Genomic DNA, 17,476 nt, shown 5'->3' with positions numbered 1-17,476 from the left:
ATGAACATCTTCGACTTCCTGGCCAGCAACCCGCTGGCCTTCGTTTTCTGCGCTACCGTCATCGGCCTGTTGATCGGCAGTTTCCTCAACGTGGTGGTCTACCGCCTGCCGATCATGATGCAGCGCGACTGGCAGGCGCAGGCGCGCGAGGTGCTGGAGCTGCCGGGCGTCGAGCACGAGCGCTTCGATCTGCTGCTGCCGGACTCCAGTTGCCCGCACTGCGGGCACCGGATCAGGCCTTGGGAGAACATCCCGCTGCTCAGCTGGCTGGCCCTGCGCGGGCGCTGCTCGGGCTGCCAGGCGCCGATCAGCAAGCGCTATCCGCTGGTGGAGCTGGCCTGCGGCATGCTGTCGGGCTATGTCGCCTGGCACTTCGGCTTCGGCTGGCAGGCAGGTGCCGCGCTGCTGCTGAGCTGGGGCCTGCTGGCGATGAGTCTGATCGATGCCGATCATCAGCTGCTGCCCGACGTGCTGGTGCTGCCGCTGCTGTGGCTGGGGCTGATCGTCAACCAGTCCGGGCTGTTCGCTAGCCCGGCCGATGCCTTCTGGGGGGCGGTGGCCGGCTATCTCAGCCTGTGGTCGGTGTACTGGCTGTTCAAGCTGGTGACCGGCAAGGAGGGCATGGGCTACGGTGACTTCAAGCTGCTGGCCATGCTCGGCGCCTGGGGTGGCTGGCAGATCCTGCCGCTGACCATCCTGCTGTCCTCGCTGGTCGGCGCCGTGCTCGGCATCGTCATCCTGCGCCTGCGCCGCGCCGGGAGCGGTACGCCACTGCCCTTCGGCCCCTACCTGGCCATCGCCGGCTGGATCGCCCTGCTGTGGGGCGACGAGATCACCGGCAGCTACCTGCGCTTTGCAGGGATGGGTTGATCGCAACGGGCCTGCGGTTGAAGATCCGCGCAGCGAGTTTCCAGCACAGGCCCGCTGCGTAGCGGCGCGCCATGGTGGCCATTCGCTGGCGCAAGTTCCCATCACACGGCGCCCTCCCTGCAATCCGCACTCGCCGAGTGGAGCCCTTCGCCCAACCGGGCGATAATGCGCCATCGCGGCTACGGACCTCCTTTCCCATGAAACCTTGGATTCTCGGCCTGACCGGCGGCATCGGCAGCGGCAAGAGCGCGGCGGCCGACCATTTCGCCAGCCTCGGCGTGCACCTGGTCGATGCCGACCAGGCGGCGCGCTGGGTGGTCGAGCCCGGCCGGCCGGCGCTGACCCACATCGTCGACCGCTTCGGCGCACAGATCCTCCGTGAGGATGGCGCGCTGGACCGCGCGGCGCTGCGCGCGCGGATCTTCGACGCCCCCGAGGAGCGCCAGTGGCTGGAGCAGCTGCTGCATCCGCTGATCCGCGCGGAGATGCGCGACGCCCTGGAGGAAGCCCGCTCGCCCTACGCCATCCTGGTCTCGCCGCTGCTGGTGGAATCCGCCGCGCAGCGGCAGATGAGCCAGCGCGTGCTGGTGGTGGACGTGCCGGAGCAGGTGCAGATCGAGCGCACCGTGCAGCGCGACCGTGTCCCCAAGGCGCAGGTGCGCGCCATCCTGCAGGCCCAGGCCAGCCGCGAGGAGCGCCTGCGCCATGCCCACGACGTGCTGGTCAACGACCGCGACCTGGCCTGGCTGCACGGCGAGGTGGAGCGCCTGCACGACTTCTATCTGACCCTGCGAGGAGGCCAGTGATGAACAAGCCCCTGACCGTCGCCTGCCCGACCTGCGCTGCGCAGGTGGAGTGGACGGCCGACAACCCGTTCCGCCCCTTCTGCTGCGAGCGCTGCAAGCTGATCGACCTCGGCGCCTGGGCAGCCGAGGAGCACGCCATCCCCGGCGACGATCTGGAAGACGAGCTGTTCAGCGGCGATCTGGAAGGGCGCCGGCACTGATGCCCATGGACATCGAGGAACTGACCCGTCGCCTGCACGCCATCCGCGACCACAACGACTGGCGGCGCTTCCACAGCCCGAAGAACCTGGCCATGGCCGCCAGCGTGGAGATGGCCGAGCTGGTGGAGATCTTCCAGTGGCTGAGCGAGGACGAGGCCCGGCGGCTGCCGGGCGACAAGCTGGAGCACGCCGGCCAGGAGATCGGCGACGTGGTGCTCTACCTGTTGCTGCTGTGCGGCGAACTGGGCCTGGACCTGGACGCCGTGGTGCGCGCCAAGCTGGCCGACACCGAACGGCGCTACAAGCGATGAGCGAATCCGGACAGCAGGACCGTCATTTCGACGAACTGGCCACCCGCTTCGCCGAGAAGATCTACGGCGGCGCCAAGGGTGCCATCCGCCTCGCCGTACTGCAGGCCGACCTCAAGGAGGCGCTGCCCGAGCGGCCGCTGCGGGTGCTCGACGTCGGCGCCGGCCTCGGCCACATGAGCCTGTGGCTGGCCGGCCAGGGCCATGCGGTGACCCTGGCCGAGCCCGCCGCACCGATGCTGGAGGGCGCCCGCGCACGCTTTGCCGAAGCGGGCCAGCAAGCCACCTTCATCCAGGCGCCCTGGCAGGAGCTGCTCGGCCAGCTGGATACCCGCTTCGATCTGGTGCTCTGCCATGCGGTGCTGGAGTGGCTGGCCGAGCCGCCGGCGATCCTGCCGGTGCTGCATCAGCTCACGGCCCCCGACGGCTGGCTGTCGCTGGCCTTCTACAACCGTGACGCGCTGATCTACCGCAATCTGCTCAAGGGTCACTTCCGCAAGCTGCGCAGGGAGCGCTTCGCCGGCGAGGGGCAGAGCCTGACGCCGCAGCGCCCGCTCGACCCGCGCGAGCTGGCCGTGCAGCTGGACGACTGGTTCCGCGTCGAGCAGCGCAGCGGCGTGCGGGTGTTCCACGACTACATGCCGGCCGAGTTCCAGGTCCGCGCCGAGCTGACCGACCTGCTGGAGATGGAACTGGCCTACCGCCGCCACCCGGCCTTCGCCGGGCTCGGCCGCTACCTGCACTGGATCTGCCGACCGCAGCCCTGATGCCAGCGGCGGGGCTCGCCCAGCCGGCCGCCAAGCGGCACATGGCGGCGGATCGAGACGCCCCAGCAGGACAATGCCGCGCACGGGCATTGATAAATGGCAACCTTCCGTCGCAAGCTGTGAATGATCGCCCCGTTACTCGCAGGTGCCGCCATGTCCGCCCGCGTCCCGCTCCTGCTGCTGCTCGCCGCCCTCGCCGGCTGTCAGACCAGCAACCCCTACACGGCCAGCCACCAGCCATATCCGCCGGCGCCCCTCGACCCGGCGACGGCGCGCCATGCCGACCCGGGCAGCTATCCGCCGGCGACGCGCGACTTCGGCCAGTATCGCCACTGGCAGTGGGCCGAAGAGGTGGACGAACTGCTGGCCGGCATCGTCAGCGCCGAACTCGACCAGCGCGGCCTGCGCCCGGGGAGCGCGCAGAGCCCGGCCACCCTCAGCCTGCGCGCCTACCAGCGCAGTGCGATCCGCCAGCGTCAGACCTACGACGATCCCTATCTCGGGGCCGGCCTGGGTTACTACCATCACCACTACGGCTACTGGGGGGGCATGCCCATCCCGCTGGTGCGTACCGTCACCTATCGGGTCGAGGAGGTGCAGCTGGACTTCTTCGATGCCCGCAGCGGCGAGCGGGTCTGGCAGGCCGTCGGCGAAGCCGAGCAGAGCGGCCGTGGCGCCGCCAGCGCCGATGCCCTGCGCCGCGCCGTGCGCCAGGCGCTGGACGGCTTCCCGCCGCCTTGACCGCGGCCCCGGACGCGACCACTCTCATCGGTACGACGCCAATCCCGGCGCCTTTCTGCCTCCGGGAGATCACCATGTTCCGCCGTACCCTCCTCCTCGCCGTCCTGCTCGGCCTGGCCGCCTGCCAGAGCATCCAGGTCGACAGCGACTACGACCCCAACCGCGACTTCGCCGCCCTGCAGACCTGGAACTGGCAGGAACCGGCCGTGCAGTACCGCCCGAACGACCCGCGCCTGACCAGCGACCTCACCGAGCAACGAGTGCGTGCCGCGGTCGCCCAGCAGCTCGAGCAGCGCGGGCTGCGCCAGTCAGCCCCCGGCGCTGCGGCCGACTTTCGCGTGCAGGCGTTCCTGATCGTCGACACCCGCCAGCAGCAGGTCGCCACCTACTACGGCAGCGACCTGATGACCGACCACCATGGCCGGCTGTGGGCCTCGCCCGGCTTCACCGAGGTACGCACCCTCGACTACCAGGTCGGCACCCTGCAGCTGGACTTCCTCGACCAGGACGGCAAGCTGATCTGGCGCGGCAGCGGCGCGCAGACGGTGCGCCGCAACCCCGGCTCGCCCCAGGAGCGCAGCGCCGCCATCCACGAAACGGTGGCGAAGATCCTCGAACAGTACCCGCCGCGGCGGCGCTGAAGCATGGCGCAGCGCATCCTGATCCTGGTCGCCAGCGGCCCGAGCACGCCGATGCGCTGCGCCGCGCCCTTCCACATCGCCACCCTGCTGGCCTGCATGGACGCCGAGGTGACCCTGTTCCTCACCGGCGAGGGCGTGCAGCTGGCGCGCGCGGAGATCGCCGACACGCTGCACGCCATCGACGGCGGCGAGCCGCTGCGCCACTTCATCCGCCAGGCCAGGAGCGCCGGGGCGCGCCTGCTGATGTGCCGTGCCCCCGGTGTGCCGCTGCACGAGTACCGGCTGATCGAGGAAGTCGAGACGGCCACCAGCGGCGGCGAGCTGGTGCAGATGATCCTCGAATACGACCGCGTGCTGACCCTCTGAGCGACTCGACCGGCAAGGAGCGCCCATGAACGACATACTCACCCTGCACTGCCTGCCCTTCCCCGCCGGACTGCTCTACGCCCCGGCCTACAACCTGTGGTTGCGCGAGGAGCCCGATGGCAGCGTCACCCTCGGCCTGAGCGCCTACGGCTGCGCGCTGTACGGGCAGATCTTCGCCTTCACCCCCAGGCGCGCCGGCCTGCACATCGACGCCGGCCGCAGCTTCGGCGTGGTCGAGTTCGCCAAGGCCGCCAGCTCGGCACGCAGCCCGCTGGCCGGCGAACTGGTCGAGGGCAATGTCCGCGTGCAGGAACAGCCGGCGCTGATCAACCGCGACTGCTATGGCGAGGGCTGGCTGGTGCGTATCAGGCCCGACGACTGGCCTGCTGCCCGCTCCAGCTTCGTCAGCGGCGCGGCGGCGCTGGCCGCCTTCGCCGAGCAGATGCGTCTGGACAACTTCGACCCGCAGGCACCCGGAGTGCAGGCGCTGCAGTGGAAAACCTGAAGGAACGGAAAGTGGCGGAAGGCAGTGAGAGTCGAACTCACCCGGGAACGGCTGCCGTCCCCAACCGGGTTTGAAGCCCGGCCGCGCCACCGGGCGCGATTGCCTTCCCTGTCTCGCGGGCGGCGTGCCGGATTGGCATGCCAGTCGAACTCATGCGGCGACCGCGGTGGCCGGCTGCGCCAGCGCGTTGTCGTGACGCACCCGGCGCTCGTTGCCGCAGCGCCGGGTCAGGCCGATGCGGTCGAAGTGCTCGAGGATCTGCACGCAGCGCTTGCGGCCGATGCCGAGGCGGTCGCGGAAGTCGATCACCCGGATCATCCCCAGCTGCGCCTCCAGTTGCAAGACCACCTGCGCCAGCTGTTGCAGGGTCTGCAGCGGATAGAACAGGTCCCTGACCACCTGCTGCAGCAGGCCGAGGCGCGCCAGCTTGCGCAGCAGCAGGCGCATGGCGCCCTCCTCCACCGCCAGTTCGGCGGCCAGCTCGCGCACCCAGGGCGGGTCGTAGCCGCCCTCCAGCAGCAGCGGCCAGACCTGGGCGCGCAGCTTCTCGTCGGCGGCGGCGAGCTGCACGCGATGCTCCGGCAGGTGCAGCCAGGGGCCGCTGGCCTGCACTGCGCCGTGCGCCAGCGCCTGCTCCAGCAGGGCGACGAACAGCGGCCGCTCCAGCTCGGCGAAGGCGTAGCGGCGCAGGCGGTCACGGTCGGGACCGAGCTCGTCGGGCTGCTCTTCGTGGAAGCGCGTCAGCGCCGCCTGCAGCCGCTGGCCCAGCGCCTGCCAGCGCGCCGCCGGCAGCAGGCGCACGCCGCCACGGGTGGCGATCTCCGCCACCTGCTCCGGCACCTGCCACAGCGTGCGCGGGCGGTTGAACTGGCGCTCCAGCGCCTGCGGGTCGATGCCGTTGAGCGCCGTCGCCAGCAGGCTCGGCAGCGCCTGCTCCAGGCCGCCCGCAGCCAGCGCGTGCAGCTGGGCGAGCCGCTGCGGCGTGCGCCGCGCCCGCGCCGGAGCGAGCGGATCGAGCACCTGCCCGCCGCCCAGGGTGCGCTGCGCCGACTGGTCGCGCAGCACCAGGGCGTCGCCGTGCACGGCGTGCAACGGTGCGTTGAGCACCAGCTGGGCGAATGCCCGGCCACCCGGCGCCAGGCTGTCGCCCTCGAGCAGGGCGACCCGGCCGGTGACATCGCTGGCGCCCAGATGCACGTGCACCGGCGTCCAGTGCTGCAGCGCGCGCGTCTCGCCGAGCAGCAGGCGCAGGTCGATGTCGAGGCGGGTGGTCGGTGCATGCAGCGCGGCGCCGAGCAGCCAGTCGCCGCGATGCAGCAGCTCCACCGCCAGACGCTCGCCGGCGAGGTTCAGCGCCACCCGCTGGCCGGCGTGGGCCTGCTGCGCCTCGCAGTTCTGCGCGTGCAGGCCGCGCACCCGCACGCGGCGCCCGCTCGGGCTGAGCAGCAGCTCGTCGCCGACCGTGACCCGCCCGGCCAGAGCCGTGCCGGTGACCACCACGCCGGCGCCGGCGACGCTGAAGGCGCGGTCGATGGCCAGGCGGAAATGGCCGTCGGCGGCACGCGCCGCCACCGCCCGCGCCTCGCCGAGCAGCGCGGCGCGCAGGGCGTCGAGGCCTGCGCCGCTGACACTGGACACCGGCAGCAGCGGCGCTCCGGCGAAAGGTCCCGCGGCCAGCAGTTCGCCGACCTGCTGCGCAACCTCGACCAGGCGCGCGTCGTCGACCCGATCGATCTTGGTCAGCACCACCAGCGCGCGGGGAATGCCGAGCAGCGTGACGATGGCCAGGTGCTCGCGGGTCTGCGGCATCACCCCGTCGTCGGCGGCCACCGCCAGCAGCACGCAGTCGATGCCGCCGGCGCCGGCCAGCATGTTGTGCACGAAACGCTCGTGGCCGGGCACGTCGATGAAGCCGGTCAGCTCGCCGTTGCCCAGATCGGCATAGCTGTAGCCGAGGTCGATGGTGATGCCGCGTTCGCGTTCCTCGCGGCGGCGGTCGCCGGCCGTCCCGGTCAGCGCGCGCAGCAGCGCGGTCTTGCCGTGGTCGATGTGCCCGGCGGTGCCGACGATCACGATACGGCTCCGGCCAGCTGCGCCAGTTGCTCGCCGAAGGCCGGCTCGTCGTCGAGCTGGCGCAGGTCGAGCCACAGGGCGTCGTCGTCGAGGCGGCCGATCACCGGCAGCGGCAGCAGGCGCAGCGCCTCCTCCAGCTGGCGCAGGGCGCGGCCGCGCAGGCGCTTGGGCTGCTGCGGGCGCAGGCACAGCGCGGCGCTGGGCAGGCGCGCCACCGGCTGGGCGCCGCTGCCGATCATGCCCAGCGCATCCGCGACGCTCACCTGCCAGCTCGGCCCCAGGGCCTCCTGCAGCTGCGGAGCCAGGCGCTCGGCCTGGGCGCGGATCTCGTCCTGCGGGCGGCTGAGCAGGCGCAGGGTCGGCAGGCGCTCGGCGAGCCGCTCGGGATCGCGGTACAGGCCGAGCACCGCCTCCAGCGCGGCGAGGGTCAGCTTGTCGACGCGCAGGGCGCGCTTGAGCGGGTGTTTCTTGATCTTCGCGATCAGCTCGCGGCGGCCGACGATGATCCCCGCCTGCGGGCCGCCGAGCAGCTTGTCGCCGCTGAAGGTGACGATATCGGCGCCGGCGGCCAGCGCCTCTTGCACGGTCGGCTCGGCCGGCAGGCCCCAGTGGGTCAGGTCGACCAGGGTGCCGCTGCCCAGATCCTCGAGCAGCGGCAGACCGTGGCCACGGGCGATGGCTGCCAGTTGCCCGGTGGCCACGCTGGCGGTGAAGCCCTGCACGCTGTAGTTGCTGGTGTGCACGCGCATCAAGAGGCCCGAGCGCGGGCCGATGGCCGCCTCGTAGTCCTTGGCGTGGGTGCGGTTGGTGGTGCCGACCTCGACCAGCTTGACCCCGGCGCGGGCCATGATGTCGGGGATGCGGAAGGCGCCGCCGATCTCGATCAGCTCGCCGCGCGAGATGATGCCTTCCTTACGCGCGCCGAGGGCGGCCAGCGCCAGCAGCACGGCGGCGGCGTTGTTGTTGACCACGGTGACCGCCTCGGCGCCGGTCAGCTCGCGCAGCAGGTCTTCGACCAGCTCGTCGCGGTCGCCACGCCGGCCGCTGGCCAGGTCGTATTCGAGGTTGAGCGGGTAGCGTGCCGCCTCGACCAGCGCGTCGATGGCCGCCTGCGGCAACAGGGCGCGGCCGAGGTTGGTGTGCAGCACGGTGCCGGTGAGGTTGAACACCCGGCGCACGCGGCTGCGGTGCTGGGCGGCCAGCCGCTCGCCGGCGCGCCCGGCGAGCACCGCCTCGCTCAGCTCGATTTCCGCCAGTTGGCCGTGGCGGGCCGGCTCGCGCAGCTCGTCGAGCAGGTCGCGCAAGGTGGCGAGCAGCGCCTCGCGACCGTAGCGGCGCTGCAGCGGTTCCACCGCCGGGCTGCGCAGCAGCCTGTCCACCGAGGGCAGGCGCAGGGCGGTCATCCCTCGCCTCCCGGAATCAGCAGCAGGTTGGGCGCCTGGCGCAGGTAGCCGGCGCCGTCCAGCAGCAGATCGAGGTCGAGGCTGGCCAGGTCGGCGGACAGCGCCTCGCCGGCCGGCTCCAGCTCCAGGTAGAGCTGCTTGAGGTAGTGGCGGCACTCCGGACAGGCCTCGGCACGCACGCCGTGCGGCGAGTGCTCGAGATGCAGATGGTCGAGCCGCTTGGTGCTCTTGCAGTGGCTGCACTTGAGGCGCACGTAGTGCCATTCGCAGGCGCACAGCGAGCAGACCAGATAGCGCAGGCCGTTGCGCGCGCCGTGGCCGTGGATCACCCCGGCCACCGGCAGCGAACCGCAGGCCGGACAGATCTGCTGATCCTCGGCCTCGACGATGGCGGACAGGTCGAGGCCGAGCAGCCCGTGGCTCCAGGCCAGTTGCAGGGCGGCACCGACGAAGGGCGCCACGCCGGCCGGCACGCCGGCGAACTGGCCGCTGACCAGCGCCACGCCCCAGGCCTTGCGCTGGCCGCCGTCGGCGCCGCGCAGCTGCTCCAGCGCAGCGGCGAGGGATGGATTGACCGGTTCAGGAGGCACGAAGGCGGCCAGCCAGGCGTCGAGCAGCGCCAGCCAGGCGTCCTCGCGCACCAGACTCTCGGCAGCCAGCGGCGGCATGCCGTGGGCAATGGCCTGGGCGCAGCGCTGCGGATCGGGGGCGGCAACGCACGGCGGCGCATCCAGCACCTGCTGCTGGGCGCGGCACGCGGCGGCGAGCAGGCGCAGGTAGTCGCCCAGCGCATGGCCTTCGGCGAGCTGGGCGAGACGCTCGGCGCGCAGGGCGAACAACTGGCGCGGCGGCAACTGGAGGAACGCGGGCTTGCTGGCGGCAGCGGCGATCTGGCCGGGCTCGAGAATGGTGCCTGACACGCAGGACTCCTTCTGGGCTTGTTGTGGTTTTTCGGGGCCTGAAGGGAAGCGTAGTCGCTGCACTCGGGAATGCACGTCTGCGGCATTGGCCATGGTGACAGGGTTGGCCTGGGAATGGTGCGCACGGCGCACCCTACCCCCACCGCAGGGTGCTTCGTGCTCAGCGCTGGGCGCGCGGCGCCCCCTGCGCAGCGGATTGCCCCGCCGTAGGGTGCGCCGTGCGCACCGCTGGCCGATCTACTTGCGGCCGATCTCCTTGAGCCAGCCCGGATGGTGCTTGCGCGCCCAGGCGCGGCTGACCTTGCCGGTGAGCATGGCGCCCACCGAGCCCTTGACCCAGATGGCGGCGTAGATGTGCACGATGATGCTGGTCACCAGCACGAAGGCGGCGGCGGCGTGGGCCAGCGCGGCCAGGCGGATCAGTTCGATGCCGAACAGGTGGCCGAAGTACTGGCGCCAGATGACGATGCCGCTGGCCAGCAGCACCAGCATGCACAGCACCAGCACCCAGAACAGCAGCTTCTGTCCGGCGTTGTAGCGGCCGACTTCAGGCAGCCGGTCCTCGCGGTTGCACAGCACGTCGCCGATCTGCCCGAGCCACTGGCGGTCGTTGGCGGTCAGGCGGTTATGCCCGGCGAAGCGCAGCGCCATGACCAAGAACAGCACGAACATGGCCACGCCGAGGAAGGGATGCAGGATGCGCGTCCACGGGCCGCCGCCGAACAGCACGGACAGCCCGAACAGCGCCGGATGGAACAGCGCCAGCCCGGACAGCCCGGCGAGGACGAAGAGGATGGCCACGGCCCAGTGGTTGGACCGCTCCGAAGGGGTGTAGCGCTGGATCTCGTGTTTCATGCTGGGCTCCCGGAGGCGGCGGCCTGGTTGCCGCCCCCTCATCCCGCGAGGGGAGAATGCGTGGTTCGTGGCTGAATCGACCCGCGGCGAGCGCCTCAGGGCCGCTTGTTCGGATCGACCACATGCACCGACGGATCCACCTCATGCACCGTCGGCTCGCCGGGGTCCTCCTCCTCGTCCACCTTGTTCGGGCCGACCCGCACGTAGTGGAAGAAGCCGGCCAGCACGGTGGCGCCCATCGCCAGCAGCGCCAGCGGCTTGGTGATGCCCTTCCACAGGCTGACCAGCGGGCTGATCACCGGCGCATCGGGCAGGCCGGCGTACAGCGACGGCTGGTCGGCGTGGTGCAGCACGTACATCACGTGGGTGCCGCCGACGCCGTCCGGGTCGTACAGCCCGGCCTGGTCGAAGCCGCGTTCCTTGAGGTCCTTCACCCGCTCGGCGGCATGCGCCTGCATGTCCTCCTTGCTGCCGAACACGATGGCGCCGGTCGGGCAGGTCTTCACGCAGGCCGGCTCCAGGCCCACCGCCACGCGGTCGCTGCACAGGGTGCACTTGTAGGCCTTGTGGTCCTTCTGCGAGATGCGCGGGATGTCGAACGGGCAGCCGGTGATGCAGTAGCCGCAGCCGATGCACTTGTCCTGGTTGAAGTCGACGATGCCGTTGGCGTACTTGACGATGGCGCCGGGGCTCGGACAGGCCTTGAGGCAGCCGGGGTCGGCGCAGTGCATGCAACCGTCCTTGCGGATCAGCCATTCGAGGTTGCCGCTGGCGGGGTTCTCGTACTCGGTGAAGCGCATCAGCGTCCAGGAGTCGGCGCTGAGGTCGTTGGGATTGTCGTAGGTGCCGGCGTTGCCGCCGACCTGGTCGCGCAGCTCGTTCCACTCCGAGCAGGCGACCTGGCAGGCCTTGCAGCCGATGCACTTGGAAGTGTCGATCAGCTTGGCCACCTCGCCGGACTGGCGTACCTGCGGCATCGGCGTGGTGGTGGCGGAACGGGCGATGATGTCCTGGCTGGCCATGTCACACCTTCTCCACGTTGACGAGGAACGACTTGAACTCCGGCGTCTGCGTGTTGCCGTCGCCGACGAAGGGGGTCAGGGTGTTGGTGATGAAGCCGTTCTTCGCCACCCCGGTGAAGCCCCAGTGGATCGGGATGCCGACGTGGTGCACGGTCCTGCCGTCCACCGTCAGCGGCCGCAGGCGCTTGGTCACCACCGCCACCGCCTTGATGTAGCCGCGGTTGGAGCTGACCCTGACGCGGTCGCCGGCCTTGATGCCCAGCTCCTTGGCCAGAGTCTCGCCGATCTCGACGAACTGCTCGGGCTGGGTGATGGCGGCGAGCCGGCAGTGCTTGGTCCAGTAGTGGAAGTGCTCGGTCAGCCGGTAGGTGGTGGCCGCGTAGGGGAATTCCTCCGCCTTGCCGAACAGCTCCAGGTCGTTCTTGAACACCCGTGCCGCCGGGTTGCTGACCGCCTGGGCGTTGTCGTGCAGCGGGTTGCGCCCGATCGGCGTCTCGAACGGCTCGTAGTGCTCGGGGAACGGCCCCTCGGCCATCTTGTCGACGGCGAACAGGCGCGCCACCCCTTCGGGGTTCATGATGAACGGGTTCATGCCCTCCTCCGGCGCCGAGTCGGCCTTGAAGTCGGGCACGTCGGTGCCGCCCCAGCTCTTGCCGTTCCACCACACCAGGCGCTTCTTCACCGGGTCCCACGGCTGGCCCGAGGGGGCGGCCGAGGCGCGGTTGTAGAGGATGCGCCGGTTGGCCGGCCACGCCCAGGCCCAGCCGAGGGTCTGGCCCATGCCGTAGGGGTCGGCGTTGTCGCGCCGCGCCATCTGGTTGCCGGCCTGGGTCCAGCTGCCGCTGAAGATCCAGCAGCCGCTGGCGGTCGAGCCGTCGGCGCGCAGTTGGGCAAAACCCGCCAGCTGTTCGCCGGCCCTGGCCAGCACGGCGCCGGAGGCGGGATCGACGACGTCGGCCAGCGCCTTGCCGCTGAACTCGCGGGCCAGCTCGTCCGGCCCCGGCTCGTCCGGGCGCAGGTAGGGCCAGTCGAGGCCGAGGATCGGCTCGGGGAAGGCGCCGCCCTCCGTCGTGTACAGCGCGCGCAGGCGATGGAACAGCCCGGCCATGATGGCGATGTCGGTGCGCGCCTCACCCGGCGGCTCGGCGGCCTTCCAGTGCCACTGCAGCCAGCGCCCGCTGTTGACCAAGGATCCGTCCTCCTCGGCGAAGCAGGTGGTCGGCAGGCGGAACACCGTGGTCTGGATGCTCGCCGTGTCGACGTCGTTGAACTCGCCGGCGTTGCGCCAGAACTCCGAGGTGTCGGTGACCAGCGGGTCCATGATCACCAGGTACTTGAGCCTGGCCAGCGCAGCGCCGACCTTGGCCTTGTTGGGGAAGGCGGCGATCGGGTTGAAGCCCTGGCAGAAGTAGCCGTTGACCTGCCCCTGGAACATCATGTCGAACACCTTGAGCACGTCGTAGCCGGGCACGTCCAGCTTGGGCAGCCAGTCGTAGGCCCAGTCGTTCTCAGCGGTGGCGCTCTTGCCGAACCAGGCCTTCATCAGGCTGACGTGGAACTTCTCGTAGTTCTGCCAGTAGGACAGCTGCCCCGGACGCAGTGGCTTCTGCGTGCGTTTGGCGATGTAGGCGGGATAGTCCTGCTCGGCGTCGCCGGCCAGGGTCAGGTAGCCGGGCAGCAGGTTGGACAGCAGGCCCAGGTCGGTCAGGCCCTGGATGTTGGAGTGACCGCGCAGGGCGTTCATCCCGCCGCCGGGCATGCCGATGTTGCCGAGCAGCAGCTGCACCATGGCGCCGGTGCGGATCATCTGCGAGCCCACCGTGTGCTGGGTCCAGCCCAGCGCATACATGATGGTCATCGCCTTGCCGGGCGCCGAGGTCTCGGCGATGGCCTCCCAGACCTTGAGCATGGTGTCCTGCGGCGTGCCGCAGATGCGGCTGACCAGTTCCGGGGTGTAGCGGCTGTAGTGCTGCCTGAGCAGGTTGTAGACGCAGCGCGGATGGCTCAGCGTCGGGTCGACCACCGCGTAGCCGTCCTCGCCGATCTCGTAGCCCCAGGCGGACTTGTCCGGATAGCTGCGCCTGTCCGCGTCGTAGCCGTTGAACAGGCCGTCCGCGAAGCCGAAGCCTTCCTTCACCACGAAGGACACGTCGGTGTAGTTGCGCACGTACTCGTGCTGGATCTTGTCGTTGCTGATCAGGTAGTTGATCAGCCCGCCGAGGAAGGCGATGTCCGTGCCGGTGCGGATCGGCGCGTACAGGTCGGCCACCGAGGCGGAGCGGTTGAAGCGCGGGTCGACCACGATCAGGCGCGCCTTGTTGTGCGCCTTCGCCTCGGTCACCCACTTGAAGCCGCAGGGGTGGGCTTCGGCGGCGTTGCCGCCCATGATCAGCACCAGGTCCGCATTCTTGATGTCGGACCAGTGGTTGGTCATGGCGCCACGGCCAAACGTCGGGGCAAGACCTGCCACCGTCGGGCCGTGTCAGACACGCGCCTGGTTGTCGAACGCCAGCATGCCCAGCGAACGCACCACCTTGTGGGTGATGTAGCCCGCCTCGTTGGAGGACGCCGAGGCGGCCAGGAAGCCGGTGCTCAGCCAGCGGTTGACCGTCTGCCCGGCGGCGTTCTTCGCGACGAAGTTGGCGTCGCGGTCATCCTTCATCAGCCGGGCGATGCGCTCCAGCGCCTCGTCCCAGCCGATGCGCTTCCACTCGTTGCTGCCGGCCTCGCGCACCTCGGGGTACCTGAGGCGGTTGGGGCTGTGCACGAAGTCGAGCAGCCCCGCGCCCTTCGGGCACAGGGTGCCGCGGTTGACCGGGTGGTCGGCGTCGCCCTCGATGTGGATGATCTCCTGGACGACGTTCTTGCCGCCGTCACCGCGGCTGTACATGATCAGGCCGCAGCCGACCGAGCAGTACGGGCAGGTGTTGCGCGTCTCGCGGGTGCTGGCCAGCTTGAAGTGGCGGATCGTCTCGGCGTAGGCCGCTGGTGGCGCCATGCCCAGAGCCGCCAGGCTCGAGGCTCCCAGGCCGACACCGCAGACCTTGAAGAATTGCCGACGGTTCATGTCCATCGTGCGCTCCTCGTCAGGCAGGGAAAGGTCGGCCGGCGGACCGGGCGACCGCTTCGCCTTAACCATAGTCCAGCCGGCGGGCACCGCCAGTTGCGGCATACTATGCCCCGTTCCCGCTCACCGGAGTCCCCCATGTCGTTGCCCAGCTGGTTCCTGCTCGCCCTGCCCCTGCTCTCCGGCGCCATGATGCCCGTGCAGGCCGGCGTCAACGGCCAGTTGGCGCAGCGCATCGACAGCGTGCTGACCGCCTCGCTGATCTCCTTCGTGGTCGGCAGCCTGGCGCTGCTGTTCATCACCGCCGCCCAGCGCGAGCTGCCCAGCGGCATCGCGCCGTTCCGCGGGCTGAGCTGGTGGCACTGGACCGGCGGCCTGCTCGGCGTGCTGTTCGTGGTCAGCGCCGCCTTCGCCGCGCCGCGCATCGGCGCCCTGCTGTTCATGTCGCTGATCCTCGCCGGCCAGCTCAGCGCCGCGCTGCTGCTCGACCACTTCGGCTGGGCCGGCTTCCCGCAGTCCTCGCTGACCCTCGGCAAGGTCGCCGGACTGCTGCTGATCGTCGCCGGGGTGTGGCTGATCCGCCGCGGCTGAGCCGGTCTGCCGCCTCAGGGCTCCACGACGAACTCCAGCCGCGCGGTCCGCCCGCTCTCGTCCAGCACGCCGAGCTGGTGCCGACCGGACGCGAAGGCGTGGCTGAAGGAGGCGTCGGCGCCGGCCTCGCCCACCGGGCGGCCATCGACGAACCACCAGCGCTGCCCGCTGCCGCCCAGCGTCGACAGGCTCAGGCGCAGCGGCTCGCCGCTGCCCGGCGGGCGGCGCAGCCGCTCCCCTTCGCGCACGCCGACGATGCTCAGCGGCGCCGCCGGCAGATCGGCCGGCGGCGGGCAGTCGGCATCCGCCGCCGGCAGGCGCGCGGCGCGCCGCTCGCGGCGCGGCAGCCAGGGCTCCAGCGGCGCCGGCCAGAGCGCCAGCTGGCGGGCCTCGGCGCCCGGGCAGCCGGGCGCCACGCGGCGGCCGCGGGCATTCACCCAGAAGGTTTCCAGCAGCCCGCTGCCCAGCGGCTGGTCCGCCGCCGGCAGGGTCGGCGGCACGGTGCCGTCGAGGGTCCAGGCGAAACGCTGCCGCCGACAGTTGGCATCGTCGCGGGCCATGGGCTGGCCGAGCGGCCAGCAGACCGCGGCCACGCCGACTTCCGGCGGGCGCACCTGCGCCGGTGCCGCGATGCCGCGCTGGCGGTCGCGTTCGACCAGCAGCGCGTGCACCTGGTGCAGCAGTGGCGCTGCCGAGGCCAGGCCGAACTGGCCGGGCACCGGAGTGCCATCGGGCCGGCCGATCCACACGCCGATCAGGTGGCGCGGGCCGACGCCCAGCGCCCAGGCATCGCGGAAGCCGTAGCTGGTACCGGTCTTCCAGGCCAGGCTGCTCCGCGGATCCGTGCCTCCCTGCGACTCGCCCTCCGGGCGCGCCTGGCCGGCGAGGATGCGCCGCACGACCCAGGCCGCACCGGGCGACAGCAGGCGCCGCTCGCGCAGCGCCTCCTCCGGGCGCAGGCGCGGGCGCGCCGCCAGACCGCCGCGGGCGAAGGCGCTGTAACCGGCGACCAGCGACTCCAGGCGGGTGCCGCCGCCACCGAGGATCAGCGCCAGACTGGGCTCGGCCAGCGCCGGCAGGTGGATCGGCAGGCCGGCCGCGCGCAGCTCGCCGGCGAAGCGCCGGGGACCGTAGGCCTCCAGCAACTGCACCGCCGGCAGGTTGAGCGAGGTGGCCAGCGCCTCGCTGGCGGCGACCGCACCGCTGAAACCGGCGGCGAAGTTGCCCGGCCGATAGTCGCCGTAGTGGCGCGGCACGTCCTGCAGCAGCGACTCGGAGTGGATCAGCCCGGCATCCAGGGCCAGGCCGTAGAGGAACGGCTTGAGGGTCGAGCCGGGCGAGCGCAGCGCCCGCACCATGTCGACATGGCCGAAGCGCGCATCGTCGCCGACATCCACTGAACCGAGATAGGCGCGCACCGCCATGCCCGGATGCTCGACCACCAGGATGGCCGCCGAGGTGCGCTCCGGCAGACGCGCCCGCCAGCCCAGCAGCAGGTCCTCCAGGCGCAGCTGCAGGCCGGCGTCGAGGGTGGTGCGGATCAGCGGCGGGCTGCCCGCACGGTTCAGGCGCCGCGCCAGCAGCGGCGCCAGGCTCGGCTCGCGGCGCGGGGCGAGGAAGATCGGCTCCTCGAGGGCCTCGCCAACCTGTTGCGCCGGCCATACCGCGAACGCGCCCAGCCGGCGCAGCACCTTGTCGCGCGCGGCCCGGGCGCGCTCGGGATGGCGGTCCGGGCGCAGCCGGCTGGGCGCCTGCGGCAGCACCGCGAGCAGCGCCGCCTCGGCGCGGGTCAGCTGGCTCGGCGGCTTGCCCAGGTAGCTCCAGCTGGCCGCCGCCACCCCCTGCAGGGTACCGCCGAAGGGCGCGCGATCGAGATAGAGGGCGAGGATCTCGTCCTTCGACAGATGCCACTCCAGCTGCAGGGTTCGCCACAGCTGGCGGGCCTTGCCCGGCAGGTCGCGGCCGTGCGGCTCGAGCAGGCGCGCCACCTGCATCGACAGGGTGCTGCCGCCGGACACCACCCGTCCGCCGGCGAGGTTCTGCCAGGCGGCGCGGGCCAGGGCCACCGGATTGATGCCCGGATGCTGGCGGAACCAGCGGTCCTCGTAGGTCAGCAGCGCCTCCAGGTAGTAGGGCGAAACCTGCTCGGGACGCACCGGATAGCGCCAGACGCCATCGCGGTCGGCGAAGCGCCACAGCGGCGAGCCATCCTCGGCCAGCACCACCCGGGCCCGGTCGTCCGCGGGCAGCGGCAGCGGGAACAGCCGGTCGGCCAGCCAGAGGCCGCCCAGCAGCAGCGCAAGCATCGCGAGCCACGGGCGCAGCCGGCTCGCCGGGCGGG

Annotated in this window: 17 protein-coding genes and 1 tRNA gene; 10 read left to right on the top strand and 8 right to left on the bottom strand. The window is 71.3% G+C overall.

Annotated elements, in window-relative coordinates; genetic code table 11:
- From RA210_RS01230 to RA210_RS01190, 9 genes are all read left to right on the top strand, one after another.
- Positions 1–870 (top strand): prepilin peptidase, encoded by an 870-nt coding sequence (locus RA210_RS01230; protein ID WP_201485145.1) that lies wholly within the window; start codon positions 1–3, stop codon positions 868–870.
- Positions 871–1,067: 197 nt separating this feature from the next.
- Positions 1,068–1,676, top strand: a complete 609-nt coding sequence (gene coaE / locus RA210_RS01225; protein WP_201485144.1) for a dephospho-CoA kinase — start codon at positions 1,068–1,070, stop codon at positions 1,674–1,676.
- The gene (gene yacG / locus RA210_RS01220; protein ID WP_201485143.1) at positions 1,676–1,876 is read left to right on the top strand and encodes a DNA gyrase inhibitor YacG; all 201 of its coding nucleotides are present in this window, start codon (positions 1,676–1,678) and stop codon (positions 1,874–1,876) included. Before coaE ends, yacG begins: the two co-directional genes overlap by 1 nt.
- A 5-nt stretch (positions 1,877–1,881) precedes the next feature.
- Complete coding sequence (locus RA210_RS01215; protein WP_136489927.1) at positions 1,882–2,187, top strand: MazG-like family protein; 306 nt, start codon at positions 1,882–1,884, stop codon at positions 2,185–2,187.
- Entirely contained in the window at positions 2,184–2,951 is a 768-nt protein-coding gene (locus RA210_RS01210) for a methyltransferase domain-containing protein (RefSeq protein WP_201485142.1), read from the top strand. The genes RA210_RS01215 and RA210_RS01210 overlap by 4 nt, the downstream gene beginning before the upstream one ends.
- Positions 2,952–3,104: 153 nt before the next feature.
- Positions 3,105–3,692, top strand: a complete 588-nt coding sequence (locus RA210_RS01205) for a DUF4136 domain-containing protein (RefSeq protein ID WP_201485141.1) — start codon at positions 3,105–3,107, stop codon at positions 3,690–3,692.
- Between the two features lie 74 nt (positions 3,693–3,766).
- The gene (locus tag RA210_RS01200) at positions 3,767–4,333 is read left to right on the top strand and encodes a DUF4136 domain-containing protein (protein ID WP_201485140.1); all 567 of its coding nucleotides are present in this window, start codon (positions 3,767–3,769) and stop codon (positions 4,331–4,333) included.
- A gap of 3 nt (positions 4,334–4,336) precedes the next feature.
- A complete protein-coding gene (locus RA210_RS01195) occupies positions 4,337–4,699 on the top strand; it encodes a DsrE family protein (protein WP_201485139.1) in 363 nt (120 codons plus the stop codon).
- Positions 4,700–4,724: 25 nt separating this feature from the next.
- Entirely contained in the window at positions 4,725–5,204 is a 480-nt protein-coding gene (locus RA210_RS01190; protein WP_201485138.1) for a glycine cleavage system protein H, read from the top strand.
- Positions 5,205–5,216: 12 nt separating this feature from the next.
- On the opposite strand, the gene RA210_RS01185 is transcribed toward RA210_RS01190, so the two are convergent.
- The 7 genes from RA210_RS01185 to fdnG all read right to left on the bottom strand — a co-directional run bounded on the left by RA210_RS01185 (position 5,217) and on the right by fdnG (position 14,550).
- Positions 5,217–5,312 (bottom strand) — tRNA-Sec (locus RA210_RS01185).
- A 42-nt stretch (positions 5,313–5,354) separates the two neighbouring features.
- Complete coding sequence (gene selB / locus RA210_RS01180) at positions 5,355–7,277, bottom strand: selenocysteine-specific translation elongation factor (protein ID WP_201485137.1); 1,923 nt, start codon at positions 7,275–7,277, stop codon at positions 5,355–5,357.
- Positions 7,274–8,680, bottom strand: a complete 1,407-nt coding sequence (selA, locus tag RA210_RS01175) for an L-seryl-tRNA(Sec) selenium transferase (protein WP_201485136.1) — start codon at positions 8,678–8,680, stop codon at positions 7,274–7,276. Before selA ends, selB begins: the two co-directional genes overlap by 4 nt.
- On the bottom strand, positions 8,677–9,600 hold the full coding sequence (gene fdhE, locus RA210_RS01170; RefSeq protein ID WP_201485135.1) for a formate dehydrogenase accessory protein FdhE: 924 nt from the start codon (positions 9,598–9,600) through the stop codon (positions 8,677–8,679). The genes selA and fdhE overlap by 4 nt, the downstream gene beginning before the upstream one ends.
- A 237-nt stretch (positions 9,601–9,837) precedes the next feature.
- Positions 9,838–10,455, bottom strand: a complete 618-nt coding sequence (locus tag RA210_RS01165; RefSeq protein ID WP_136489922.1) for a formate dehydrogenase subunit gamma — start codon at positions 10,453–10,455, stop codon at positions 9,838–9,840.
- Positions 10,456–10,550: 95 nt separating this feature from the next.
- Entirely contained in the window at positions 10,551–11,477 is a 927-nt protein-coding gene (gene fdxH / locus RA210_RS01160; RefSeq protein WP_136489923.1) for a formate dehydrogenase subunit beta, read from the bottom strand.
- Position 11,478: 1 nt separating this feature from the next.
- Complete coding sequence (gene fdnG / locus RA210_RS01155; RefSeq protein ID WP_201485134.1) at positions 11,479–14,550, bottom strand: formate dehydrogenase-N subunit alpha; 3,072 nt, start codon at positions 14,548–14,550, stop codon at positions 11,479–11,481.
- A 132-nt stretch (positions 14,551–14,682) separates the two neighbouring features.
- Between fdnG and RA210_RS01150 the strand changes: the two genes are divergently transcribed.
- Entirely contained in the window at positions 14,683–15,135 is a 453-nt protein-coding gene (locus RA210_RS01150) for a DMT family transporter (RefSeq protein WP_201485133.1), read from the top strand.
- 14 nt (positions 15,136–15,149) lie between these two features.
- Here the strand turns inward: RA210_RS01150 and pbpC are convergent, their stop codons facing one another.
- Positions 15,150–17,441, bottom strand: a complete 2,292-nt coding sequence (gene pbpC / locus RA210_RS01145) for a peptidoglycan glycosyltransferase PbpC (RefSeq protein ID WP_201485132.1) — start codon at positions 17,439–17,441, stop codon at positions 15,150–15,152.
- Positions 17,442–17,476 lie beyond the last annotated feature (35 nt).

The sequence above is a fragment of the Pseudomonas sp. OF001 genome (assembly GCF_904426495.1).
Lineage (GTDB): Bacteria > Pseudomonadota > Gammaproteobacteria > Pseudomonadales > Pseudomonadaceae > Geopseudomonas.
The sequence above is the reverse complement of the archived record's forward strand: the minus strand, read 5'-3'. Positions and strand labels throughout refer to the sequence as shown.

Coding starts and splice junctions, on each gene's coding strand:
- RA210_RS01215 (WP_136489927.1), top strand. CDS start 1,882: ATGGACATCGAGGAACTGACCCGTCGCCTGCACGCCATCCGCGACCAC.
- selA (WP_201485136.1), bottom strand. CDS start 8,680: ATGACCGCCCTGCGCCTGCCCTCGGTGGACAGGCTGCTGCGCAGCCCG.
- RA210_RS01150 (WP_201485133.1), top strand. CDS start 14,683: ATGTCGTTGCCCAGCTGGTTCCTGCTCGCCCTGCCCCTGCTCTCCGGC.
- fdxH (WP_136489923.1), bottom strand. CDS start 11,477: ATGGCCAGCCAGGACATCATCGCCCGTTCCGCCACCACCACGCCGATG.
- yacG (WP_201485143.1), top strand. CDS start 1,676: ATGAACAAGCCCCTGACCGTCGCCTGCCCGACCTGCGCTGCGCAGGTG.
- RA210_RS01165 (WP_136489922.1), bottom strand. CDS start 10,455: ATGAAACACGAGATCCAGCGCTACACCCCTTCGGAGCGGTCCAACCAC.
- RA210_RS01190 (WP_201485138.1), top strand. CDS start 4,725: ATGAACGACATACTCACCCTGCACTGCCTGCCCTTCCCCGCCGGACTG.
- coaE (WP_201485144.1), top strand. CDS start 1,068: ATGAAACCTTGGATTCTCGGCCTGACCGGCGGCATCGGCAGCGGCAAG.
- RA210_RS01195 (WP_201485139.1), top strand. CDS start 4,337: ATGGCGCAGCGCATCCTGATCCTGGTCGCCAGCGGCCCGAGCACGCCG.
- RA210_RS01200 (WP_201485140.1), top strand. CDS start 3,767: ATGTTCCGCCGTACCCTCCTCCTCGCCGTCCTGCTCGGCCTGGCCGCC.
- RA210_RS01205 (WP_201485141.1), top strand. CDS start 3,105: ATGTCCGCCCGCGTCCCGCTCCTGCTGCTGCTCGCCGCCCTCGCCGGC.
- RA210_RS01210 (WP_201485142.1), top strand. CDS start 2,184: ATGAGCGAATCCGGACAGCAGGACCGTCATTTCGACGAACTGGCCACC.
- pbpC (WP_201485132.1), bottom strand. CDS start 17,441: ATGCTTGCGCTGCTGCTGGGCGGCCTCTGGCTGGCCGACCGGCTGTTC.
- RA210_RS01230 (WP_201485145.1), top strand. CDS start 1: ATGAACATCTTCGACTTCCTGGCCAGCAACCCGCTGGCCTTCGTTTTC.